At 41.9% G+C, this 24,428-nt stretch carries 26 protein-coding genes and 1 tRNA gene; 12 read left to right on the forward strand and 15 right to left on the reverse strand.

Annotated elements, in window-relative coordinates; all coding sequences use genetic code 11:
• Nucleotides 1-59: 59 nt before the first annotated feature.
• From ispE to IQ13_RS15660, 5 genes are all read right to left on the reverse strand, one after another.
• Nucleotides 60-1,022, reverse strand: coding sequence for a 4-(cytidine 5'-diphospho)-2-C-methyl-D-erythritol kinase (ispE, locus tag IQ13_RS15640; RefSeq protein ID WP_144887476.1), 963 nt, complete (start codon nucleotides 1,020-1,022; stop codon nucleotides 60-62).
• A 78-nt stretch (nucleotides 1,023-1,100) separates the two neighbouring features.
• Nucleotides 1,101-1,688 (reverse strand): bifunctional nuclease family protein, encoded by a 588-nt coding sequence (locus IQ13_RS15645; RefSeq protein WP_144887478.1) that lies wholly within the window; start codon nucleotides 1,686-1,688, stop codon nucleotides 1,101-1,103.
• A 137-nt stretch (nucleotides 1,689-1,825) separates the two neighbouring features.
• On the reverse strand, nucleotides 1,826-2,791 hold the full coding sequence (locus IQ13_RS15650) for an electron transfer flavoprotein subunit alpha/FixB family protein (protein ID WP_144887480.1): 966 nt from the start codon (nucleotides 2,789-2,791) through the stop codon (nucleotides 1,826-1,828).
• A gap of 31 nt (nucleotides 2,792-2,822) precedes the next feature.
• Nucleotides 2,823-3,179, reverse strand: a complete 357-nt coding sequence (locus tag IQ13_RS15655) for a four helix bundle protein (protein WP_144887482.1) — start codon at nucleotides 3,177-3,179, stop codon at nucleotides 2,823-2,825.
• A 57-nt stretch (nucleotides 3,180-3,236) separates the two neighbouring features.
• Nucleotides 3,237-3,980 (reverse strand): electron transfer flavoprotein subunit beta/FixA family protein, encoded by a 744-nt coding sequence (locus IQ13_RS15660; RefSeq protein WP_144887484.1) that lies wholly within the window; start codon nucleotides 3,978-3,980, stop codon nucleotides 3,237-3,239.
• A 106-nt stretch (nucleotides 3,981-4,086) separates the two neighbouring features.
• Here IQ13_RS15660 and IQ13_RS15665 point away from each other — a divergent pair, with 106 nt between their 5' ends.
• From IQ13_RS15665 to tilS, 5 genes are read left to right on the forward strand one after another with little or no spacing between them, the layout of a single operon-like run.
• Nucleotides 4,087-4,398: a tetratricopeptide repeat protein gene (locus IQ13_RS15665; protein WP_144887487.1), complete on the forward strand. Its 312-nt coding sequence runs from the start codon at nucleotides 4,087-4,089 to the stop codon at nucleotides 4,396-4,398.
• A 32-nt stretch (nucleotides 4,399-4,430) separates the two neighbouring features.
• The gene (locus IQ13_RS15670; RefSeq protein ID WP_144887489.1) at nucleotides 4,431-4,742 is read left to right on the forward strand and encodes a type II toxin-antitoxin system RelE/ParE family toxin; all 312 of its coding nucleotides are present in this window, start codon (nucleotides 4,431-4,433) and stop codon (nucleotides 4,740-4,742) included.
• Entirely contained in the window at nucleotides 4,742-5,041 is a 300-nt protein-coding gene (locus IQ13_RS15675; protein WP_144887491.1) for a HigA family addiction module antitoxin, read from the forward strand. Before IQ13_RS15670 ends, IQ13_RS15675 begins: the two co-directional genes overlap by 1 nt.
• Before the next feature lie 40 nt (nucleotides 5,042-5,081).
• A complete protein-coding gene (locus IQ13_RS15680) occupies nucleotides 5,082-5,321 on the forward strand; it encodes a hypothetical protein (RefSeq protein ID WP_158637415.1) in 240 nt (79 codons plus the stop codon).
• An 11-nt stretch (nucleotides 5,322-5,332) separates the two neighbouring features.
• On the forward strand, nucleotides 5,333-6,796 hold the full coding sequence (tilS, locus tag IQ13_RS15685) for a tRNA lysidine(34) synthetase TilS (protein ID WP_242009568.1): 1,464 nt from the start codon (nucleotides 5,333-5,335) through the stop codon (nucleotides 6,794-6,796).
• Here the strand turns inward: tilS and IQ13_RS15690 are convergent.
• From IQ13_RS15690 to IQ13_RS15705, 4 genes are all read right to left on the reverse strand, one after another.
• Nucleotides 6,776-7,390 (reverse strand): rhomboid family intramembrane serine protease, encoded by a 615-nt coding sequence (locus IQ13_RS15690; protein ID WP_144887498.1) that lies wholly within the window; start codon nucleotides 7,388-7,390, stop codon nucleotides 6,776-6,778. The genes tilS and IQ13_RS15690 overlap by 21 nt on opposite strands.
• Nucleotides 7,391-7,510: 120 nt before the next feature.
• The gene (locus IQ13_RS15695; RefSeq protein WP_144887500.1) at nucleotides 7,511-7,984 is read right to left on the reverse strand and encodes a 23S rRNA (pseudouridine(1915)-N(3))-methyltransferase RlmH; all 474 of its coding nucleotides are present in this window, start codon (nucleotides 7,982-7,984) and stop codon (nucleotides 7,511-7,513) included.
• 116 nt (nucleotides 7,985-8,100) lie between these two features.
• Nucleotides 8,101-9,003 carry a hypothetical protein gene (locus IQ13_RS15700; protein ID WP_144887502.1) on the reverse strand — a complete coding sequence of 301 codons (903 nt, stop codon included), beginning with the start codon at nucleotides 9,001-9,003 and terminating at the stop codon, nucleotides 8,101-8,103.
• A 2-nt stretch (nucleotides 9,004-9,005) separates the two neighbouring features.
• Nucleotides 9,006-10,301 carry a CHASE2 domain-containing protein gene (locus IQ13_RS15705; protein ID WP_144887504.1) on the reverse strand — a complete coding sequence of 432 codons (1,296 nt, stop codon included), beginning with the start codon at nucleotides 10,299-10,301 and terminating at the stop codon, nucleotides 9,006-9,008.
• Between the two features lie 54 nt (nucleotides 10,302-10,355).
• On the opposite strand from IQ13_RS15705, the gene IQ13_RS15710 reads away from it, so the two are divergent.
• The 7 genes from IQ13_RS15710 (at nucleotide 10,356) to IQ13_RS15740 (ending at nucleotide 18,709) form a co-directional block, all read left to right on the forward strand.
• A complete protein-coding gene (locus tag IQ13_RS15710; protein ID WP_144887506.1) occupies nucleotides 10,356-13,595 on the forward strand; it encodes a tetratricopeptide repeat protein in 3,240 nt (1,079 codons plus the stop codon).
• A gap of 85 nt (nucleotides 13,596-13,680) precedes the next feature.
• A complete protein-coding gene (locus IQ13_RS15715) occupies nucleotides 13,681-15,261 on the forward strand; it encodes an amidohydrolase family protein (protein WP_144887508.1) in 1,581 nt (526 codons plus the stop codon).
• A gap of 56 nt (nucleotides 15,262-15,317) precedes the next feature.
• On the forward strand, nucleotides 15,318-15,755 hold the full coding sequence (locus IQ13_RS15720; protein ID WP_144887510.1) for a hypothetical protein: 438 nt from the start codon (nucleotides 15,318-15,320) through the stop codon (nucleotides 15,753-15,755).
• A 112-nt stretch (nucleotides 15,756-15,867) separates the two neighbouring features.
• The gene (locus IQ13_RS15725; RefSeq protein WP_144887512.1) at nucleotides 15,868-16,545 is read left to right on the forward strand and encodes a YiaD family glycine zipper/OmpA-like lipoprotein; all 678 of its coding nucleotides are present in this window, start codon (nucleotides 15,868-15,870) and stop codon (nucleotides 16,543-16,545) included.
• Nucleotides 16,546-16,569: 24 nt separating this feature from the next.
• Nucleotides 16,570-17,226 (forward strand): porin family protein, encoded by a 657-nt coding sequence (locus tag IQ13_RS15730; protein WP_144887514.1) that lies wholly within the window; start codon nucleotides 16,570-16,572, stop codon nucleotides 17,224-17,226.
• Between the two features lie 122 nt (nucleotides 17,227-17,348).
• Nucleotides 17,349-17,422 (forward strand) — tRNA-Arg (locus IQ13_RS15735).
• Nucleotides 17,423-17,575: 153 nt separating this feature from the next.
• The gene (locus IQ13_RS15740) at nucleotides 17,576-18,709 is read left to right on the forward strand and encodes a site-specific integrase (protein WP_144887516.1); all 1,134 of its coding nucleotides are present in this window, start codon (nucleotides 17,576-17,578) and stop codon (nucleotides 18,707-18,709) included.
• Here the strand turns inward: IQ13_RS15740 and IQ13_RS15745 are convergent.
• The 6 genes from IQ13_RS15745 to IQ13_RS15770 all read right to left on the reverse strand — a co-directional run bounded on the left by IQ13_RS15745 (nucleotide 18,706) and on the right by IQ13_RS15770 (nucleotide 24,423).
• On the reverse strand, nucleotides 18,706-19,116 hold the full coding sequence (locus tag IQ13_RS15745; protein WP_144887518.1) for a DUF6943 family protein: 411 nt from the start codon (nucleotides 19,114-19,116) through the stop codon (nucleotides 18,706-18,708). The genes IQ13_RS15740 and IQ13_RS15745 overlap by 4 nt on opposite strands.
• Nucleotides 19,117-19,685: 569 nt before the next feature.
• A complete protein-coding gene (locus IQ13_RS15750) occupies nucleotides 19,686-19,958 on the reverse strand; it encodes a hypothetical protein (protein WP_144887521.1) in 273 nt (90 codons plus the stop codon).
• A gap of 79 nt (nucleotides 19,959-20,037) precedes the next feature.
• Nucleotides 20,038-20,628, reverse strand: a complete 591-nt coding sequence (locus tag IQ13_RS15755) for a ribonuclease H-like domain-containing protein (RefSeq protein WP_144887523.1) — start codon at nucleotides 20,626-20,628, stop codon at nucleotides 20,038-20,040.
• A gap of 77 nt (nucleotides 20,629-20,705) precedes the next feature.
• Entirely contained in the window at nucleotides 20,706-21,095 is a 390-nt protein-coding gene (locus IQ13_RS15760; RefSeq protein WP_144887525.1) for a hypothetical protein, read from the reverse strand.
• Nucleotides 21,096-21,106: 11 nt separating this feature from the next.
• A complete protein-coding gene (locus IQ13_RS15765) occupies nucleotides 21,107-23,995 on the reverse strand; it encodes an SGNH/GDSL hydrolase family protein (RefSeq protein WP_144887527.1) in 2,889 nt (962 codons plus the stop codon).
• Complete coding sequence (locus tag IQ13_RS15770) at nucleotides 23,995-24,423, reverse strand: hypothetical protein (RefSeq protein WP_144887529.1); 429 nt, start codon at nucleotides 24,421-24,423, stop codon at nucleotides 23,995-23,997. Before IQ13_RS15770 ends, IQ13_RS15765 begins: the two co-directional genes overlap by 1 nt.
• Nucleotides 24,424-24,428: the final 5 nt, after the last annotated feature.

The following is a 24,428-nucleotide window of genomic DNA, read 5'->3' on the forward strand; positions in this document are numbered from 1 at the left end:
ACGGATTAGGAGTTAAACGTTATGAGTGAAACACCGATAACAGTTGAAGAAGAATTGTATCAGATTAGTTGCAGTAAACATTTCTCATCAAATTTCAATTCCGGTTCTTTCTCAAATATCCCAAACACTGTACTGCCGCTGCCCGACATACTTGCATACACTGCACCTGCATCATATAACTGTTGTTTGATAGTAGCAATCTCCGGATGAGCTTTGCAAACGGGTGCTTCAAAATCGTTGGTGAGTTGCTGTTTCCAAGTGGAGATGGGTTGTTGAATGATTTGTTTCAAATTGGGGCGCTGCTCACTGTCTGGCCGCTTGGAACTGTCTGATTGTTTGTTGCTATCTGCTGAGCGGCCTGACAGATTCGCAAATGCCCATCCTGTGTTTACATGTATACCGGGATTCACAACAGCAAATTTGTAGGCCGATAAATCTAATTGAATTGGCTCCAATAGTTCGCCTCTGCCTGTTGCATAACAAGGCTTGTTGTGAATAAAGAACGGACAATCGCTGCCTAACTGTAACGCATAAGCGATCAATTGCTCATTGGTTAAGTTCAGCTGAAATTTTTCATTCAGCAGTTTCAAAGCGAATGCACCATCGGCGCTGCCGCCGCCCAAACCTGCACCCATGGGTATCGCTTTGTGCAAATGCATCAGCACAGGTGGGAGTGAAGGGAAATCTTTTTTTAATAAGTGGTAGGCTTTAACGCAGAGGTTGTTCGCTTGGTCACCTGCAATTTCTAAACCTGTTGAGGAAAAGATAACGTCGTTCTCTCGACTGCGCTCGATAACTCCAGCCGGCCCTTCGACTCCCGCCTTCGCTATCGCTTCGGAGGGCAGGTCGCTCAGGGTCTTGCTATCGTCTGTCGTCCATCGTCTGTCGTCTCTCCGCACTAGTTCCAATGCATCTTTTAACGGCAAGGGATAAAACACCGTCGCCAGGTTATGATAACCATCTTCCCGTTTGTTGAGGATCTGTAAACCGAGATTGATTTTGCAGTTGGGAAACGAAAGCATTCAGGAAATGAAAAATAAAAAATGAATAATGTGGAATGAAAAAGTAATGGAACCCAATTATCATTTATCCATTATCCACTATTTTTTTCTGTTCGAAAGTTCATCACGGATGGCGATGGCCTTGATGTAATCTTCCTGTTCCAGTACTTCGTTGAGCAGGTTTTGCAGTTCTTCGATGCTCATCTTTTTCAGGTCATCTTTTTCGCCGGGCTCGCCAGTGCTGGTTACAGGCACTTCTTCTTTTTTCTTCTCCTCATCTTCCATTAAAATACCGGCGCTTTCCAAAATGTGCTCGTAGGTATAAATGGGGCAGCCGAAACGAACAGCCAATGCCAACGCATCGCTGGTGCGGCTGTCAATTTCAACCGTATCATGATCGGTAGAGCAGAGGAGTTTGGAATAGAAAATGCCTTCCTGCAAATCGTTGATCACAATTTCATGCAGCTCTACATTAAAGGCCATCATGAAATTTTTCATCAGGTCGTGGGTAAGGGGGCGACTGGGTTGCATGCGTTCCAACGCCACAGCAATAGCCTGTGCTTCAAAACCACCAATTACAATCGGTAATCGGCGCATTCCGTTTACTTCTCCCAGCACCACAGCGTAGCTGTGCGTTTGGGTAATACTGTGCGAAAGGGCAACTATTTCCAGTTCGATCTTTTTCATAACCTGTCCGCAAATTTAAGGGCTTTGGGTTGAATAAATAGCTAAAAGCCGATAGCCTTTAGCCGATAGTCGTCAGTAAAATTCTAACAACTTTCAACCAAAGGCTATCAACTATAGACTATTAACTATCGGCTATCTTAAGCAACTCCTTTCATCTTCTTCACTTCTGCAATCAGCTTTGGTACCACGTCAAAGGCATCGCCTACAATACCGTAGTCGGCTGCTTTAAAGAATGGGGCTTCCGGATCTTTATTGATCACCACAATTACTTTACTGCGGTTAACACCGGCCAGGTGCTGAATGGCACCACTGATGCCAATGGCGATATACAGATTTGGCGCTATGGCTCCACCAGTTTGTCCCACGTGCTCATGGTGCGGACGCCAATGTGCATCGGCCACCGGGCGGCTGCAGGCCGTTGCTGCACCAAGCAGCGAAGCCAGTTCTTCCACCATGCCCCAGTTTTCCGGTCCTTTCAATCCACGGCCACCACTTACTACCAGTTCGGCTTCACTTAACGGAACCTGTCCGGTTACTTTATTGGTAGCTGTTACTTTTACTTTTGGTGCATCAACTGTTACGTTTGCAGCAACCACTTCTGCTGTACCACCAACTTCGGCCGTCTGGAAAGAGTTGGGGCTGAGTGAAACGATTTTGACAGCTGTATTGATGGCCACATTGGCAAATGCTTTTCCGCTAAATACGGCTTTCTTTACAACAAACGAACTGCTTGTATCGGGCAAGCCAACTGCACCGGTTATAACACCTGCTTTTAAGCGTGCACTCAGGCGTGGCGATACTGCTTTACCTGTTACATTATGCGAAAGAACGATCACTGTTGCACCTGCAGCAGTTGCCACATCGGCAATCGCTTTGGTATATACCTGCGCATCGAACCGATTCAATGCATCATTTGCAACATGATGAATTTTTGTAACACCATATTTGCCAAGGGCAGCGATATCATCACCCACTGTTCCCAACAGAACGCCTTCTGCACTTGTGCCTAATTGTTTTGCTAACTGTGCACCATATGTCAACGCTTCAAACGAAGATTTTTTTACATGGCCATCAGCAGCATCGATGAATATTAAAACGCTCATAATTGATAATTCTTTAATTGATAAATGATAATTACTTTAATCTCGATTTTGAAGTTTTTACACTTGCAGTCAGCAGTTTTAAAAGTTCTTCGCAATCTTTATTTATTGAATCAAACATCTTTTTGTTTATAAAATCGGTAGCAAAGAGTAAGTCCAGCCAGTATTTCGATTCGTTCGCTTCTTTTAGTCCAATCGTCAACTTGTGAATAAAGTCTTTCAAACTTTCGCCGTGTTCTGCTTCTCTTATTAATGCCCCGATTGAAGTTCCGCTTCTTACGATCTGCTGAGATAAAATAAACTCGTTATGTTCTTTTTTCAGAAACTTGTAGAGTTTTACAATCCGAACAGCAAAATCGAAACTTTTTGTTTTTAAGATGTTTTCTTTCATGGCTTGTTGATTTAATGGAAGTAAATTATAAATTATCCATTAAACCATTATCCACTATCAGATCACCTTGGCTTCATCATGCAGCAACTTAATCAACTCACCTGCATTTTCTGCATCCACTAGTTTCACCCCGGCTTTCGCAGGTGGTAATTCAAACGATGCAACAGAAGTGAGTGCATCAGCAGCAACCGGTTCTACTGCTTTCAATGGTTTGGTACGTGCACCCATAATACCTTTCATGTTGGGAATCCGTTGTTCCGCCATTCCTTTCTGGCAACTAACTACCACAGGCAGACTAACTTCGCAGGTTTCTTCACCACCTTCAATCTCACGATTGATGATAGCAACCGTTCCATTCAAATCAAATTTTGTTGCAAGGGAAACATAAGGTTGGTCGAGGAGTTCTGCTACCATGCCACCAATAGCTGAGCCATTGTAGTCGATGGTTTCTTTACCGGTGAACACTAAATCGTATGCACCTTGTTTGGCTACTTCTGCAATTTGTGCGGCAATGTAATAGCTGTCGTTGCTGTCGGCGTTTACACGAATGGCTTCATCGCCACCCAATGCCAATGCTTTTCGGATGATGGGGTCTGCATCAGCAGTTCCAACGGTTACAAGATGAATTATAACAGACGGATCTTTTTCTTTCAGCTCAATCGCACGCACCAGAGCATACCATTCATCGTAGGGATTAATGATCCACTGCACGCCATCCTGAGCAAACTTTGTGTTGTTATCGGTGAAAGCTATTTTTGCCGTCGTATCAGGCGTTTTACTAATACAAACTAAAATCTTCATGCAAGCAATTTTTGTAGAAGGTTAAAAATAGTTGTTTATGCAACTATACAAAGATAAAGGTTTGCAGTTTTCATTCCCTAATTTGTAACAAAAAATATTCATAAGAATGGAGCGGATTGAACAATTGCGGAAGTTTTTACAGGAAAGCCCCAACGACAGCTTTCTGAAACATGCATTGGCGCTGGAACATGTGAAGCTGGGCGATGATGAAACTGCCCGGCAGTTGTTTGAAGAATTACTGGCAGCCAACCCCGGCTATGTGGGCTCGTATTATCATTTAGGAAAACTATTCGAACGGATGGATGATTCTGAAGCGGCTGTTGCGTGGTACGAAAAAGGCATGCAGGTAGCAAAAGAAAAGGGGGAGCAACATGCGTATGGTGAGTTGAGAGGGGCGTTGGAGGAATTGACGTTTTAATAAAATTCCCTAATTTTGGGAATGTAATTTGGATGGAAGTTTATTTTGCAAATACTAACCTTGAAAAATTATATGCGGGCTTACATGTTGCCGGTAAGTTGAAGTATAGTAGGGATGTGATTGCAAAATTTCAGGCGAAAGTAGAGATATTAAAAAATGTAGAAAGCACAGTTGAGTTGCGATTGTTCAGGAGTTTAAATTTTGAAGCGTTAAAAGGTGATAAAAAGGGGCTGTATTCGATTCGTGTAGATCTGAAATACAGGCTTGAATTCCGTATAGAGAAAAACAGGATTACTGTGAGTGAGATTATTTTCATTGAAGACCTTTCAAATCATTATAAATAATGGGAACCTATAAAGTGATTGCAAAAAATGGAAAAGAACTTGTGAGCGATGTGTTACTGCATCCCGGAACTGTTCTTGGTGAAGAAATTGCAGCAAGGAACATTTCGCAGAAGGAATTTGCTGACTCAATTGAAATGCGCCCCTCACATCTGAATGAAGTAATTAAAGGGAAACGACATGTGTCGGCCTTACTTGCCTTAAAGCTTGAACAGCAGCTGGGAATCGGCGCTGCCTTCTGGATGCGCCTGCAGGTAGATTATGATTTGAAAGTAGCAAAAAAGCAACTGAAAGTTGCCTGATATTTACGCTATGCAGTTGTTACGACATTCCATATTAAAGGTGTCCGCAATTATCTTCTTTTTGGCGGCAGTGATTTTCTTTTTCTTGAACCCTTTTGGCTACGAAGAGTTTGAACTTTTGTTTTTACCTGCAGTTTTGGTTGTAGCGGCAGTGATAGTTATCGTTTGCGATATAATTATTCGTAAGTTGACCGATAAAGGGGGCAAGGGGTCTTATTTATTTGCCCAAATACTTACTTTGGAAATTGTCTTAGGCGCAATTTTCTTTCTTTTATTTTAAATTGGCTTGTTTTGATTCTTTCCCGTTTTCAACAGTACATTCAACAGCACAATCTTTTTCAACCCAAAGACCAACTGCTCCTTGCCGTTAGCGGTGGTGTAGACAGCGTAGTGCTGGTTGATCTTTGTGCAAAGTCAGGATATCACTTCAGTATTGCACATTGCAATTTTCAGTTAAGGGGCGAGGAGAGCGAAGGCGATGAACAGTTTGTTCGGTCACTCGGACAGAAGTACAATGTGGAAGTATTGGTGAAGAAATTTGAAACAGCCAAATACGCAACTGAAGAAAAACTTTCCATCCAGGAAGCAGCACGTGTGTTGCGGTATGAATGGTTTGAAGAATTGATGTTTCGTCAGACGCCCCCGTCGGACGAATTAACTGAGAACAAGTTTTTGTCCCGTCCGACGGGGACGTCTGACGGAGTGGCCATCACTCACGACTCACCACTCACGACTCAGGTTTTCACCATTCACCTTCTTACTGCCCACCATGCCGATGATAATAACGAAACATTATTAATGAACTTCTTCCGTGGCACAGGTTTGCATGGCTTAACAGGTATTCCGGTAGCTTACGGACACATCAAACGTCCGTTGCTTTCGTTTACAAAAGAAGAATTGCTGAATTATGCTGCAGCAAATAATTTGCAGTACAGGGAAGATTCTTCGAATCAATCATCGAAATACACCCGCAATTTTTTCCGCAACGAACTTATTCCGGCTATCGAAAACGTATATCCGCAGGTAAAACAAAATCTGCAGGATAATATTGAGCGCTTTAAATCTATTGAAGCTTTATACAAACTTTCAACACAGCAACTCATCAAAAAACTGTGTAAAGAAAAAGGAGCTGAAGTGCACATCCCCGCAAAACAGTTGTTGCAGTATCATAACCGGGCATTGATCTTTGAGATCATTAAACCCTATGGCTTTACCGAAAAGCAAATTGCAGAAGTGGAAAAGCTGGCCGTTGCAGAAACAGGAAAATTTATTACATCGCCTGTTCTTGCATTCCGCATCATTAAAAACCGTGCATGGCTGGTAATTGCACCGGCAGAAGATGCAGGGGTTGGACATGTAATTGTAGAAGGCCCGGGAACAATAGGATTTGTATTGGGACTGCTGGAAGTTAAGCAAACGTCAGTGTCCAATGAACAAACTCCAAATTCCAAACTCCAAATTCCAAACTCCAATACAGAAGCATTACTCGATGCCAAACACATTGAGTTTCCTCTGCTGCTGCGTAAATGGAAAACAGGCGATTATTTCTATCCGCTTGGTATGAAGAAGAAAAAGAAGCTGGCCCGTTTCTTTATCGATCAGAAATTATCAAAGACCGAAAAGGAAAATGTGTGGGTGTTGGAAAGCAATAAAAAAATAATCTGGGTTGTTGGTCACCGCATTGATGATCGGTTTAAACTGACCAACAGTACCACAACAGCGGTAAAGCTATCATTAAAAACGGGGATGCGTTAACTGCTCAATAAATCCTTGTAAGAGATCGGGTCTGGCAATAGCGGCAAATATGAAACCATACACGCCGCCCCACAGGTGAGCGTTATGCCCAATGTTATCGCCGCCACGTTTATCCATGTAGCTGGAGTAAGCAATGTAAGCAATACCGAAAATGATGTTGGGTAAACACAATGCCCTAATACCAAACAGGCAAATGTTTCTTGCCCATGGATCGACAATGATGGTTACAAACAATACGGCAGATACTGCTCCCGATGCGCCAAGGGAACGGTAATAGTAGTTGTCTTTATGTTTAAAGAAATCAAACATCGAAGATGCAACCAGGGCTGTAATGTAGAGGATAATAAAGGCGAATTTTCCGAGAATAGCCCCTTCAACATATGGTCCGAAGAAGTATAGGGTGAGCATGTTAAAGATGAGGTGCATATAATCGCCATGCAACACACCGTGTGTTAAAAAACGATAGAGTTCTTTTCCGTTTTTCATACGAGCTGGATAGAACACCATATTGTTGGTCATCTTTTCGTTGCCGAAAGCTGGTATCGAAACTAAACAGGTAAATGCAATTATGAGATAGGTAACAGGAATATCCATTTCGTTAATCGTTTATGTTCAAATCTAAAGAGAAATAGTCAATGGTGAATGATTTGAAGGTTATAGTCTCTGTGTTTTACATCAGACATCCTACATCAAAAATTTTTTCGTACCTCGTACTTAACTATGGTGGTATTTTTCATTCCGGTTAATACTGCATGCCCTGTAAACCTGTTCTGCTAATATTAGTCGTACCAGCTGATGTGGAAATACCAGCTGCGATAAACTCCATTTGTAGTTGGCCCTTTGCATCACTGCTTCATCAATACCATACGCACCACCAATCAGGAATACAAGATTCTTTGTGCTTTCGTTGGTGCGTTTCATCATAAACTCGGCCAATCCTTCGCTGCTCAGTTGTTTGCCACGTTCATCCAACGCAACCAGGTAATCATCTTTTTCCAGCATGTCCAGCAACACTTCGCCTTCTTTCTTTTTTAAACCGGCTTCACCAAGTACCGATGCATTTTTCGGCACCGGAATAATCGTCCATTCAACAGGATAGTAATTAGAGATGCGTTTCGTAAAATCTTCCACACCTGCTTTTACATATTGTTCATGCGGCTTACCAATACTCCAGAGTTTAATTTTCATATAACGTTATCTGTTTGGGCTGTAAATGTCGGAAGAACAAAACGTATTTCACCTGTTGTAAATGAAAAAGCCCCGGTTATAAAAACAGGGGCTTTGTGGTTGATAATAAAGTATGGTTATTGTGGCAAAAAGTCTTTACGGAATGCGTCGAGTGTTTTTTGATACAATTCAAGTTCAGGATTTAATTGTGCTGCTTTTTGATAATAGCGATAGGCATCAGCATAAAAACGGGCCGACTCGAGTAAGAATCCAACTCTGAAAAATTGTTCAGCTTCGGTTTCCGGTGCTTTTTGCAAATCACGCAGCTGTGTTGCAAAGTTTTCAAAAGCTGCTTTTTCCCAAACATAAATAACCTTACGTTTTTCAGGGTCTTCGTTTTTAACAGTTATCTGCCAGTAGTAAGGCGTGTTCGGTTTCAGCTTCGATGCAAAATCGGCAATAGGTACTGCTGTTTTCTTTACGGTTTTACTGTAAATGGCTTTGCCGCCTTGCTGTTGTTCGTATACTTCAAATAAAAACTCTTCGGTATCGGAGTAGCTCTTCCAGGAAACAGGGAAGGAGCCGGAGTAATAGTTGATGGTATCAAGCCTCGAATCAATCCAGATGCTCATATTGCCACGGCTTACTGCACCAACATTGTTCATGTAGCTTTTCCTGTTTTTTTCCGGACTGCCTTTGGGCGTTGTTAATTGGTTCCAGATAAACTTGAGGTAGTTGGATGTAATGGAGCTTTTGTTGGTTAAGCAGGAATCTTTAAACTGCTCCATAGAATATGTACCGGGCTTGGTAACAGAAAACAAACTGTTTTCGTTACAAATAATACTTACAAGCGAGTTGGCGCCAACTGTAAGTTTCGATTGATCGGTTAGCAGTTTGCCAATTTGTGCTTTGCCGGGTTTGTTGTTTTCGGTAATGGTAACAGATCCTTTCACAGAGTAAACAAGATAAGAGTTTGCTTTCTGCGCATTTACCGTTAATGTAAATACACATGCGAGAAGGAAGAGTTGTGTCGATTTCATATTTAGTGTGCTTTTGAGTGAAAATTGGTATGAAACCCGAATTTGGTATGCAGCCAAACAGCGAGCGCTTCATAGAAATAAATGATGTCGATTGCCAGGATAATTACAATCAACGAAATCTTGGTATCAATTTTTATACTGAACCAATCGAAGAACACGATGCCGATATAAACCGATAAAATGGCAAAGAAGATCTGGGCAAGTTTTGCCACCAGGTGAAACCAGATATGATCTTCAATATAGTATCGCATAAATAACGCAACGTGTAACCACGCAATAAGTATGGTAATGATCCAGAACAGCCAGGTTGGTATTTCACGGATGTAATTTGCATCCAGTATCATTGAAATAATGTTGGCATGTATAATAATTCCATACATATCGGGTGTTGACTTACCTGCAAACTTTTTATTTAAAGGTGTATAATGTTTGTCTTCCACATTGTAAGGATCGGCATTGATGTATCCCATCAAGATGATTTTATCCTTGAGCAACTCCGGTGCAATGTTGTCCTGTATTACATCTTCGCCGTCGAGCACCATGTATTGTTCAATAGTGCGGGTGTAATGAATGACCTCAAATGCACGCTTGCGCTGCAGTAAATGTTGGAATGCTTCTTTATTGGCTTTTTCTGCAATTGCTGCAGGAAAACTTTTGTACAGTCTATCGTTTGCTTTTTCAAAGGGAGAGAAATAACGGATGGTGCCACCATCTTCGCCAATCAGGTTTACGTACCCTGAGTTTTTTGTAAATATACCAAAGTATCCAACATCCAGCGGTTCTGTTTTATTTTTCCAGTCAAGCCGACTGGCCAACACCAATTCGGGAGTATTGCTAACCACGTAACGCATCAGCGAATCTTTCTCGGGTTCACGAGGGCCATTAAACTCCACATCAAGCCCAATGGCTTTTGGTTTGGCTGCACGGAGTTTTTCAATCATTAGAGCAAGTCCCATACGGTCGGCGTTGCCAATGTTTACAATAATGATGCGGTTGTCGATTGGGGTGCCGGCGTTTTTTTTAAGAACCGAATACGAAATATCATTAAAGTCGAGATCCTTCAACGCTGTTTTAAACGGGTTAAGGATACCGGTGTTGATGGGAATAAGGCCGAGCAAACCAATTACAAGAAACACCGAAATGGTTGCCAGGATGGTATCCCGTTTATATAAATACCGCAGGTAAAAATGATGCAGCCAGTGGAATGCTTTGCGGATAAGTTGGTACAGCTTTGTAAAAAACTTCCTGAAAACACCCGGAGTGCTTTTTGTTTTTTTTGTGGTTTTGGTTGGATGCATTTGAGTAGATGCTTGTCTGCTTAGAACTGAATTGCTAAATTAGTGCCCGAATATATGAGAAATTATACTGCTTTGGTTGTTCTGATCTGTGCATTTGTACTATTTCATCCACATTTAATACAAGCACAAACATCCTCCTCAAACGATACAGCAAAAGCCGTAACAGGTAAAAGCTATGCCATGATCATTGGCATTTCCAACTACAAACATATCCGTCCGCTTTCTTTTGCTGATAGTGATGCCGGTTTGTTTAAAGAATACCTGCAAACAAGAGGCGAGGCCAGTATACCCGACGACCGGATGTTGTACCTCGTTAACGAGCAGGCAACATCGGCTAATTTTTGGGTAAAAGGCATGGCCTGGCTGCGTTCGAAAAATCTGGGGCCTGGTGATCGCTTATATATTTACCTCGCTGGCCATGGTGATGCAATCAATCAGGATGAGTACTTTTTTCTTACCTACGATTGTAACCCCGCAGGTGATAAAAACAATTACATTGTAACAGGTAGTATTCAGCTGTACAATCTTAAAAGCCGTATTGGCGAACTGAGCCGTAAAAATGTTGAGATCTATTTAATCATGGATGCCTGTCGTACCAACGAATTGCCGGGCGGACAGGATGGGCAGCAGATTTTAAACTCAGCTATTTCCGAACGAAAGGCGGGCGAAGTAATTATGCTGGCAACAGGTGCCGGACAGGAATCGATGGAAGATGCAACCATCGGTTCGGGGCATGGATTATTTACCTATTACCTTATTGATGGATTAAGCGGTTTGGCTGATGGGTACGAAGGAAAGGATGGCGTGATAACATTGGTTGAACTACGTTCGTATGTGTTGGATAAAGTACCCCAGCTTGCATTAAAAAAGTATAAGCGAAAACAGGAACCTTTTATTTGTTGCGATGATAACGGGCAAAAGAATGTAGCTGTTGTGGACAGTGGTTTTCTGAAGAAATGGGAGATGGGAAAGAATGTGAGCAATGTTGCTATGGAAGGCGGCGATGTAAATGCGATGATGCGGAATGCAAGAGGAAGAGGCGCATTACTGGCCGATAGTAATATTGTACAGATCTATAACGAATTCAATCAGTCGATAAAAAAACTGAAGCTTACCGGCGACAGCTCGGCCGATTTCTTTTACGAGAAAATGCAGCGGCTTTATCCCGATGATGTGTTGACTGTTGATGCACGGCAAACATTGGCTGCAGAGTTCATCAACTTTGCTCAACGTAAAATAAATCTGTATTTGAGCGGTAAAGATGCTGCAGGTATTCAGCAGATACGTACGCAGTTAGATGATAACAGCCGCAGCGAAGAAATACAATCGGGTATTCAACGACTGGAATACATTGCCAGGCTCGATTTCAGTAAAGTAGCTGCAATGATGACAAAGGCCATCAATCTGATTGATCCATCGGATGAACCATTGATCAGGAGTTTAAGAGGTAAGCTGCTGTTTTTTAAAGCACGCAGTTTATTTGATGAAAAGAATAAAGTGCTGGATGTACAGGAAGCAAAGAATCTTATTTACCAGGCGTATGCACTCGATAGTAATGCTGCTTATATTCTGCACACCATCTCATCGCTGCACCTGCAGTTAAAACGCTACGACAGTGCAGTGTACTATAGCCTGAAGGCAATTAATAAAGCGCCACGCTGGCGTTATCCGTATACAACGGTAGCTTATTCGTATTTACAGCTGAAACGATTTGAGCAGGCAAGAGCGTATTACGAAAAGGCGATTGAAATTGATCCGAAGAATGCGGATGCGTATGTTGATTTTGGTTACTACGAATTTCAGCAAAACAAAACAGAACGTGCATTGGGTTTATACCAGAAAGCCTTGCAACTCGATCCCAATAATGTGTCGGCACTGAACAATGTTGGCTGGCTAATGAAAGAAAAGGGCCGGTACAAAGAAGCCATCCAATTCTTTACAAGCTGCGTAGAGAAAGATTCGTCTTTTGTGTCGGCTTACAATGGTCTTGCACGTGTATACGGTGCCATGAAGCAATACGATTCGGCACGGAAGTTTTATCTGCAGAGTGTACAGTATTATCCCGACCAAGCCTATGTATTCGATCTGTTGGGAAACTTCTTTAAAGAAATCAATCTCGGCGATTCTGCTTTGAGCTATTATCACCGTTCCATCAAGCTCGATTCGTTTTATATGCAGCCTTATCTTGATCTGGCACGGTTGCACGAGCAGGGGCGGAGAGTGGATTCAGCTTCTTTCTATTTCAGGAAGATCATCAGCATGAACCCAACGTCGAAGAATGCTTACATCAGCATGGCCACGTTTTACCAGAATGCACGTATGGCCGATTCAGCTAATATTTATTTCAACAAAGCCATTTCGGTTGATGCAGGTGATGGCAGTACCTATAATTCAATTGGCGTATACTACTTCCGTAAAAACCAATACGACTCTGCTGTAAAATATTTTCGTTCGGCAGTGCAGTACGATCCGCTTAATGCATCGTTCTTCAGCAATCTTGCATCGGTATACGAACGTAATAAACAATACGATTCTGCATTTTATTGTTTAAACAAAGCGTTGGCGTTAAGTCCTGGTAATGCGCAGATCTATAACAGCATTGCGTTGTTGTACAAAAAGCAAAACAAGCTGGATTCTGCACTATACAACTATCGTCTTTCTTATCACTACAACAATGAAAACATTTCGGTGCTGATTGATATGGCGGATCTGTTCAGGGATATAAGTGAACCGGATTCTGCTGTAAAAATGCTGCACGAGGCCATTGCGTTGCGTCCGGAAATGCCCGACTTGTACAACAGCACAGGTGTTATTTACCTGCGTTATAAAAAGTACGATTCGGCACAGTATTATTTCTTAAAAACAGTGGCATTGGATCCGGAAATGATCAGGGCTTACAACAACCTCGGCAGTATGTTCTACACACAGCAGAACTATACCGAAGCGTTACAGTATTATGAAAAAGCATTGGTTATTAACCCGGCTTACGAAAATCCCTTATTGTTTATCGGCCTAATACACATCAATACCAATCAATACACAAAGGCCATTACGTACTTAGAGCGGTTGGTTAAAGCGAATGCAAAGGCCGCATCAGGTCATTATTATCTTGCAGTAAGCTATGCTGCAACCAATAACAGTACGGCTGCATTAAACAGTCTTGAAAATGCATTAAAGCTGAAGTATGGCGATGCAGATGAGGTGTGGAGTCAGAAAGAATTTGCGGTACTGAAAACTAACCCGGCGTTTAAAGCCTTGCTGGAAAAATATTTCCCCGGTCATAAGTTTAATTGAAAGTTTGATGAATGGCTGCTTACACAGTTTGTAAGCAGCCATTTGTTTTGTTGAATAGTTGTATTTTCAGGTACAACTATTTGTTATGAGATTATTGACTACAACTATTCTTGCTGTTTGTCTTACGTTGTCGCTTAATGCACAGGTTGCGAAAGCGCCTGTAAAAAATGAAGGCGATGGACCCTACACACAACTAATCCTTCGTGGCGTTATCATGATCAACGGAACAGGTGCACCGGCAATGGGGCCTGTTGATATTGTGATTGAAAAGAACCGCATTGTGCAAATTGCCAATGTGGGTTATCCCGGTGTGGCGATCAAGGAAAGCAGTCGCCCAAAATTAAAAGAAGGTGGTAAAGAACTGCAGCTCGATGGACATTATGTACTGCCGGGCTTTATTGATATGCACGGGCATATTGGGGGTACAGGCCAAGGCGCCAATGCAGAATATGTATTCAAGCTTTGGATGGCACATGGTATTACAACTATTCGGGATCCTTCCTGTGGTAACGGATTGGATTGGGTGCTGGAAGAAAAGAGATTAAGTGCCGAAAATAAAATCACTGCTCCACGCATTTTTGCTTACACTGCTTTCGGACAGGGAAGTAAAACACCCATCAGCACACCCGAACAGGCAGTTGAATGGGTGCGGCAGAATGCAAAGAATGGTGCCGATGGGATTAAGTTTTTCGGAGCAGCTCCGCAAATCATGGATGCAGCCATTCGTGAAAATAAAAAGCTGGGCTTACGCAGCTGCGCCCATCATGCTCAAATGGATGTGGCACGTTGGAATGTGTTGAAATCTGCAGAGGCAGGCATGACATCCATGGAGCATTGGTATGGATTACCTGAAGCATTGTTCACCAAACAAACCATTCAACAATATCCGCTCAGTTATAATTACAGTAACGAGCAAGATCGATTTGAAGCAGCAGGTAAACTCTGGAAACAGGCTGCAGCACCCTACAGTGATCATTGGAATAAAGTAATGAACGATTTGCTGCAACTCGATTTCACCATCGATCCTACCTTTAATATTTACGAAGCCAACAGAGATCTGCATCGTGCACGCAGGGCCGAGTGGCACGAAGAATACACCTTGCCATCGCTCTGGAAGTTTTTTGAACCAAGCCGTGTATCGCATGGCAGTTACTGGCATAGCTGGGGAACCGAACAGGAAGTGGAGTGGAAAGAAAACTATCGGTTATGGATGGCCTTTATTAACGAATATAAAAATCGTGGCGGGCGTGTAACTACCGGAAGTGATAACGGATTCATCTATCAAACCTATGGCTTCGGTTATATCCGTGAGCTGGAGTTATTGCGTGAAGCTGGTTTTCATCCGCTGGAAGTGATCCGTTCTGCAACGTTGTACGGTGCACAGGCTTTGGGTATGGAAAAAGACCTTGGTAGTATTGAAGTGGGTAAGCTTGCAGATTTAGTAGTAATAGATGTGAACCCTTTGGAGAATTTACAGTTATTATATGGTACAGGTGCCATTCGTTTAAATGCAGAGAATAAAGTAATACGTGCAGGTGGTGTGAAGCTGACCATTAAAGATGGTATTGTGTACAATGCAAAACAATTACTGGCCGATGTAAAAGCAATGGTGGCAGCCGAAAAGAAAAAAAACGGATGGCAGTTAAAGCAACCGGGAACAGAATAAATTTTGTTGCTTTCAACAGAAGTCTTTTTTTCGTAAAACATATAAACTAACAAACTATGAAATTGAAATTCGCTTTCGCAGCAGTATCTATGCTGTTTTTTGTTGCAGTAACCAACGCCCAGTTGCCAAAAGTTAATGGAGGAGCAAACATCGGCAGTTTGCTTTCGCAATTTACAAATGCCATTAAGCCTGCATCTTTTACCGATCAATGGACCGGTACAAAAGGAAATTTTTTAAGTACAGCCGGAAAAGTGAAAGACGCCGTTGGTGTTGGTAAATCCATTGCTTCGTTAGCAGGCTTTATTAAACCCGATATGTTCAAGCAAGGCTTCAACGTGCAGAATTTAATTTCTACTGCTAACACAGTGAAAACAATGGCACAGGCAACAGGTGTTTTAAAAAACCTGGAAGGTGGTTTAAAACCCGAAGCCTTTTTAAGTGGCTGGAGTACAAAACGCACTGGATGGTTAAGTGCATTAAACCTCATCAAATAAAAATACTGATGTGTATTATAGAGAAGGGCTGCCTTTGCAGCCCTTCTTTTTTGTTGCAAGCCTGTGTTGGCATAATCTTTGGCAAGGAGCATGCAGACAAAAATTAATGACCATGAGACAAGGAACAAAACTAATGTATGCAGTTGTAGCTATTAGTATGCTGCTGGCTGCCTGTAAGGGTATGACAAAAACACAGAAAGGTGCCATTATAGGTACCACTAGTGGAGCCGCTATTGGCGGGGTAATTGGCCGGGCATCGGGCAATACCGCATTAGGAACAATTATTGGTGCCGCAGTTGGTGGCACAGCAGGTGTACTTATTGGCAAACAAATGGACAAACAGGCCGAAGAAATTAAAAAGCAGGTGCCCAATGCGAAAGTAGAACGGGTAGGTGAGGGCATTGAAATTGAATTTGAAAGTAAAGTGCTGTTTGATTTTGATAAAGCCGGGTTAAAAACAGAAGCAAAAAACAGTTTGAATGAACTGGCAGCCGTATTGAAAAAATATCCGGATACGAATATTGAAATTCAGGGGCATACCGATAATAAAGGAAGCGATGCCTACAACGAATCGTTATCGCAGCGCCGGGCAAATACGGTGATGATGTATCTGATTGATAAAGGCATTCAGTCATCACGAATGAATCCGAAGCCAATGGGCGAAAATTATCCAAAGTACAGCAACGATACAGAAGAAGGTCGTGCACAAAACCGCCGTGTGGAATTTTTAATTACTGCCAACGAAAAAATGAAATCGGATGCGCAGAAACAAGCGGGATCGTCTAACTAATCACTCACATAAAAATGGAAGACAATGAAAGGAATACAACTTTTAGCAGCAGGACTTTTGTTTGCAGCAGCAGTAAATGCGCAAACAGCAAAAACAAATGGCGTAAGTTTTGGTATCAGGGCCGGGGTTAATTTTCAAAACATCAACGGCCGGAGCTTTACAGATAGCAAACTGGAAAATAAACTGGTTCCCCGTTTACAGGCAGGCGTAGTTGCCGATGTGCCTTTAGCGGATGATTTTTATCTGCAACCCGGTTTACTTTATTCAGGCAAGGGCACAAAGTTTAAGGGGTCGAATGATGTATTGAATATTTCGTACCTGGATGTGCCTGTTACTTTTTTATACAAACCTGTGTTAGGTAAAGGAAAAATGATGTTGGGTGTAGGCCCGTACGTAGGTTTTGCCTTAAACGGGAACGTAAAACAGGAAGATGGTGATAAGAGCAAGGTGAAATTTAAAAATACGATTACAGCTTCCGAAGCCATTTCCGACTATTATTTACGCCGTATGGATGCTGGTGCCAATCTTTTATTTGGTTATGAAATGAGCAGCAGGTTAAGTCTGCAACTCAATGCCCAGCTGGGTTTACAGAAAATAAATCCAACTATCGAAGGGGTGAATAATGACAATACGATTTACCGGAATACCGGTTTTGGATTGTCGGTTGGATACCGTTTTTAAGCTTTTACAGGTTCATTAATCCCCCGTTTACAGCGGGGGATTTTTTTTATTTAAAAAACTGAGTAATAAAGATTTCGGAAATTAAATGAACCGCCCTATATTTGCAGCCCGTTAAGCGGAATGGCTCCGTAGCTCAACTGAATAGAGCATCTGACTACGGATCAGAAGGTTTCAGGTTTGAATCCTGACGGAGTCACTAAAGTAAAATCCTTTGCATCCTTTTGCAGAGGATTTTTGCTTAAAAACGAACAGTTCTGCACACATAGGTTACATGTTGAGTTGGTATTACGGGGTTTGGATGCGTAAAAAACGTAGCCAAAATAATAGCCAACTTTAAACCGATTGTGCAATGAATTATCGTTTCCATCTCCGTTCCAACAGGACCAATAAAAAAGGTCTTGCCAACTTGTCTATTATCATCCGGGCCGAAAATCCAATTTGGATTGGTACCGGCATTTCTATGCCTGCTATCTACTGGAACCAGGAAGAGCAGGAACTTACCCGATTTGCAGATCCTGTTACCAGGATTAAGTTTACCGAAGTCCGATATAATGCCGACCGGTATTTCCAACTAATCGCATTTGAAAACAGGCCATTCAATGCACAGGATTTTCTTACTGCAGTAATTAAGTCGGATATCGATGCAGTAAACAATCCGTTATTATCTGCACTCTTCGACCGGTACATCAATGAAAAAAATGTTGGTTATGCCCGGTCGCAACATTACATCACCATAAAAAAAGAACTGCAGAAGTTAAACCGGGATCTTCGGGTAAAGCAAATCACATTCGATTGGGGGAATAAAATCTACAAATATTATCTCGACAAATCTGCAGACAACACGGCCACCGGCAAAATGAAAATGATTAAAGCCGTAATCCATTATGCAATGGATTTAGGCTACATCAAAGAGGATCCATTGCGGCCGGTGAAACTAAAATCGTTCGAAGGAAAAATTGTATTTCTTAACCTGCAGGAACTGCAGGAGCTGCAGGAGCTGTACGATGTTGCAACATTGCCCGATCACCAAAACAATGTACTAAGGCATTTTCTTTTTTCCTGTTACACCGGTTTACGCCGATCGGATATTCGAAATTTTAAAGATCATGTTGTACAAAACAATTGCCTGTACTTAACTACACTGAAAACGAAAGAGCATATTATTATTCCTTTGTCCGATCCCGCAAAGAAGTTGATGGATAAACCATTTAACAACTTCACCGGTGAGTACATTAACCGGGAGCTGCAAAAGATTATTGCAAACACCGGCATCAAAAAAAATGTAACGATGCATGTAGGGCGCCACACATTTGCAACAATATCGTTGCGGCTCGGAATGCAGCTGAAAGTGCTAAGTAAAATACTCGGGCACAGCAATGTAAAACAAACAGAAAAATACGTGCACCTGGTAGAAGATCACCTGCAGGAACAAATGAACGTATGGAATAACCTGAAAGTTGTACACCGGGCTGCAGCAGTTTAATGCTGCAAGTGTGCACGGATCATGGCACGTTTTAATTGCTTCATCAGCTGCAGCTGCTGTAGCAATTTTTCTTCGTGCTGTGCCATGGCCTGCACTTTGGTTACTGTGGCGGTGTACGCTTCCTGGTTAATACGTGCAGCTTGTTTCTGCAGCAGGTCCAGCAGCTCCTTTTTGCGGATGAACATTATTACGGAGCCGGTTAAAAAATGATCAAACGCTTTAGCTTGCCACAGGCCCCAGCACAACCAGTAATACATTTCTTTTTCATTCTCACTGGAACAGATGGCCATAAAACAATTTGCACACGGTGCAGTTAGTGGTTTGCCACTGTTCATGCCTTTGTTGAGAATGAAAAATGTAAACGCAGGTTGTTGCTGATTGGGGCGGTGGGTTACAAGCTGAAGCATAGTTTGATCATTTTTTTTTCCGATCAAACCAGCTAAAAGAAAGAAAGCTCTTTCCTTGGATGCATGGCACAGATTCCAAAAGGAAACGGAATAAAAGAAGGGGCTGTGTATGGCCTTGTGTTTATGCCGTAGTCTTTTGGAATCTGTGAGCGATGGCCATGTGCATAGCATCCTAACTTCGCTGTATTTTCTTGTGTTGGTACCAGGTGCAACGGTTGTTGCAATTGAAACGGAACGTAGCCCAATGCTGCGGCTTGGTAAAACAAGTAACAGCGAAGGGGAGAAAAGCCGTGCGGGAAGTGGTTTCATTTCGACTGGTTGGGCAAGACTGGAGGAGAGGAGCAACCTTGACGAAGTATGCATCAGCATACGAAGTTTGTTGCGGATCGCTCGGAAGGCTTGGCCAACCGGGAACATTCGAAATGTTTAGAAAACCTCTTACCGTACGGCTTTTGTGTGCAGGCTTATTTGTTTTAACGGCCGTATGCATTGGGCGGCCACCTGTAACGAAATTTCCTGAAAACGGATGATTGTTGCCTGTAAGTGTAATAAATGGAACGGATAGCGTATTATTTTTCCATTTCCTGCAGTTTCTTGTAGAGTGCCGATACAATTGCTTCTTTGATGGAACGGTACCGCAAATCGCCTTTAATGAGCTTCCACGATGGTTGCCGGTGTTTTAAATGCCGGCGTTTAAATACAGGCCAATTATTTTGGAAGGTAACCGTTTTGCCGGCATAGGCAACTTCGTATTGTTCTGCAGCTGCTGTTTCCAGGATCTTCTTTACCTGCAGCTGATAACGTTTCCGTTCATGTGCTATTTCGATTGTAAATTCCACCACACAAAGTAAGCTGCTTTTTGCAATACAGATGAAAGGATTGCGTCGCAACCAGGATGCTATGGTAATACTGCAGCTGGTACTATCGATGCATTACTTTCTTCATCACTTCCAACACAAAGCTGCTATGCTTTTGGAAGATGTCTTTTTGCACTGCAGTAATCTCCTCCGGTCCATTCAAACGTACCTGCAGCAGGTAATTAGCAGTAATATCTTTGAGAATAAAAATCATCTCTTTTAGTTTGTACAAGTTCAACACGTCTTCCATGTTGTACTGCAGTACCAGGCTTTTCACCTGCGGTTTTCGCCAATCCTGGAAGATGGAAAATATATTGGCCTTGTACTCGTTCCTGCTCCGGGGGATGTGAAACATTTTTTCCATGGTGGCCAACTTGTAGTTTTTGCAACCGGGCATATAATCTTTAAACACCTTCAGCAGGTTTACACAATGGTAGCGGCCACGAATATCAATATCGAAATGCTTTTCAATAATGCCAATGTCCGGGCCATAAAAATAGATGATGCCGGTGGTACGTTTCAGCAACGCATCAAACTCATCGTGTGTAAGGTTGTCATCGTACAGCTGTCCGAATTCGGTAGCGCTCCGGCACCAACCCAACAGGAATATTTCGCCGCCGATAAACCATTCTGCATCGAGGTAAAGATCTTTCATAAATAAAGTTTTAAAAATAATTGCCCCGGATAGACATCCAGGGCACAACCAAAACTAACTGCTTATGAGAAAACTGTTTAATTTGCTTTAAAGTTTGGACCCGGGAAAATTTGATACCCGGGAGTAAGTGTAATGCCAGGCGGGTATGTACCACTTCGTAAGAGAAATCCACTTACTTCTACCTTTTTCACTTCTGTACTTCTTAATACCTCATATAATACGCCATCGATTACAATGAAACGAATAGCCTTATCGTAAATCGTAAGTGTGTCGTTTCTTCTTTGCAATTGATTTACGCTTTCAATTGTAAGGTTATAGCAACTTGGGCTAACCGAAAGCCATTTCATTTCCTTTGGAGAAACATTGATTCTTAAAACACTATCTGTTTTTATTTCAATGTTTCTTATACTTTGCCCCAATGTTGCTACCGATAAAAGAATTGCGATTGCTGTAAATAATGATTTCATGTTGTTATGTTTTAGTTGATTGATTTACCTACCTGATACCAAACGCCGCTAACAAGTTTCAGTTTTAATATATCATCTGCAGTTGCTGCAAAGTCAACACCACCTTCCAGTTTAATTACAGCGGTACCAGCACCGCCTGCAGTATTATTTTTTACTGTTAATGATCCTGTAAACAAAAGAGTGATTTCGCTACCGTTTTGCCAGTTGATTGTTGTAATAGCGTTAATCTGTGTTGTACCTGTTACCCGAAAATCGTTTCCGTCATTCGGAAGTGTTAGGTCATTTGCACTGGCCACATCTGTTCCTTGTGTTATTTGAAACCTTGAAGCTCCTAATGTTATTCTTTGGCGTTCAATTGTTAATTCAGTTCTTGCTACAGTTTGTTGTGTTGTTCCGCTTGCTGCCGGCGCCCATGTCTGAAAAATGAACTTACCGCCACCACCAGTTCCACGGCCTGACGAACTCTGGAAATACCAGTTGCTACCATCTCTGTTTGTTGCTGAATAAGTGGGGGATACACGGAAGTAGTTATTATCTGCACCGCCTGCACCGAAGTAAAACTTTTGATCGAATGCTCCATTACCGCTCGATATATAAACTTCCTGATTAGCAGGAGTGTAAGTTTGCGGAAAATCACCAATGATAACCGAACCTGTTAATGAATTTGGTAATGATAATGCAGCGGGGTTACGCATGATTGCGTGAAAGTTATTTGAACCAGTGGTAATACCAATTCCGCTTTCGTAACTTAGGAAAGTATTGTCACTACCAGACAATGTTCCAGCATCGCCAACTCTTCCAGAAAAACTTACAATTCTCGACGCACTGATAGATGGAACTGCATTCCCGAAGGCTGCAACAAAAATATCATTACCAGAATAATTTCCGCTATTTCCAAAAAATGATCGAGTTGTTGGCTCAAATACAACTTGTCGAATACCAGTTTGTATCGGAAATACAAGATCATTAGGGCCACCACTTGTGAATCTTGCACTTGTAAATGCAAAATTTGAACTATTTCCCAAGTGTATTCTTTGTTGCGTAACAATAACACTATCTGTGCGAATAAAAGAACTCGTATGTATTGCGCTGCGTGATTGTGCGTATGTTCCTCCTGCACTTGACGCACCGAATACATTTTCGATTCCGTTAAACTTTTTTTCAGGGTATTGAAACAGTTCACCTTTTCTATTTACTCGAAGAACTGGCATATATTCATTGCCAGACGGAATATTATAGAATTTAACAGGTGAAGTTGAATCTGAAAATAAACTACTAACGTTAACGCCTAAGGCTTTTATAATTTCATTGGCAACAACAAGATGCCCACTGTCTGACAAGTGTACATTGTCCCAATTAAGATAATTGACTTTAATGTTAACATCAGAACTACTTTTTCTAAGCACTGTATCAATACGGATTACCTGTAAATTATTAGCAGCACAATAGTTTAAAATAGCTGTATTAAAATTATTGTTTGTACCCGCATATTTAGGAACAAGTGTTCCAACTACAACTTTTAAACCAGCTCTTATGAGAGGCTTTGCAACACTATCGAGCCTTACCTTGAAAACAGTAGTATCTGTAACAATTCGATCCCTGTCGTTATACCCCCCCATGATCAAAACAGGATTACCCAATGCAATTGCGTTGTTTACCATTGTGTAACTCTGATCTAATAAAGCCGTTCCGTTTGCAGCTAATGTTGTAAACTTGCTTAAATTTCCCCTGAAAACTAAAGAAGGGAAAGTTTTTTCTTGTGTACTTGCTCCTTCGCCTGCGGTGTGCGAATCGCCAATAATTGTCCATCCAAAACCTTTATTAGCTGTAGATGAAATTTGAAACTTAGTTATGTGCTGTGTACCTCCCAAAACGCCCATGTACATTTCTCCGCCCGTTGAAAATCCTGCTGCATAGTTGTACACAATATCAACAGATTTCCCTGTCCTCTTATTGGTCATTTTGGCTAAAATATACCAGTACTCACGATCTATACTTATCTCTAAAGTATCTGTTGCTATGTGTGATAATGAAGCGGATTTTGATATTATACCTGTTATGCTTTCTGCAACAATAATTCTTCCACTATCAGAATTTGTAGATAAGTCAAACATGAATGAACGTGCAGACGGGAATGCATCTGTTCCACTTTCAAAATGAAAGCTTATTCCATTGGATGAACTATTTCTATCTTGTGGTACGATTGTAACTTTTACAGACAGATCCTTGTAATTTAAATGGGTTAAGCGAAGTCTGTTTGCCCAAACCGTAGAGGCTCCTGTTATCGAGTTGTAAGATGTTGTTGCTGTTGTACCTCCGCTAAGAATAAGTTTATTGTTAACCGTTACCGTTGCAGCAGGCGTTACATCGGTGAACCCAGCAGGTAACGATGTGCCAGGGAATGTAGTGTTATAAATGTAACCTAATTGATTTGGCTGTATTCCTGTTTCTGTGCTGTTCCAGGATGAATCAGCACCACCACCAGTCACCGTACCTGGTTGCCATCCGCTCAATGTCCATACCGGTACTTGCCCTAATGCAGCTCCACTTTGGGTTAAATCGTTTAATGGATGAGTATGAACAATAGGAGCGTAGAAAGAAGAATAATCACTAGCATTGGCCACTACAGCACCGGTACGGCCAAATACAGAACCTACAGCGCCTCCGCCGCCACCACCGGCACGTGCACGCACAAAATCGGCTACAGCTTTTGCAGTAGGTATTTTTGTATCACTGCTACTATCTGTAGAAAAAAGACTAATGCTGAAATCTGTAATGGAACGGGTTTTTAACTGCAGCTTTTCACTTGCCTGCAGATGCTTTGCATATACACGTGTTGATTGTGATTTCGCCACAGCAGAACTAACACACACTGCAGCAATTAATATAAGATGTTTCATTAAGCGAAATTTGGATGAACGTAATAACGGAAACTAAGAACAGCTGTAGGAGGTAAGAACAATACCTGGATGCGCACATACGATTCGCCATTGCCAAATATTTCATTATACAATCCTAAACTGCCACACAAAAAATCGAGCTGATCAATTGCATATTTTTTCGGATCAGTAGAACCGGCGTTCAGCGTTGATATTTGCGTAGTAGTAACAATTGGATTGGGGAATGCAATTTGGCGGCTTACGTTGTTAATTACTACATCAACATCGGTTGCATTTGGATCTGTTATTGTAATCCGTTCAATAATGGCGCCCGGAGGAAAACGAACGAAATCCAAACCATCAGAACCACCGATGGTGTAAATTTTAAGAAACGAACCAACAGCATCCTTTGCTGCATTTGATGTAGATCCGGTAAGCCTGTACCCCATAGCAG

Source organism: Lacibacter cauensis, from assembly GCF_007830055.1.
In the GTDB taxonomy this organism is placed as follows: Bacteria; Bacteroidota; Bacteroidia; order Chitinophagales; family Chitinophagaceae; genus Lacibacter; species Lacibacter cauensis.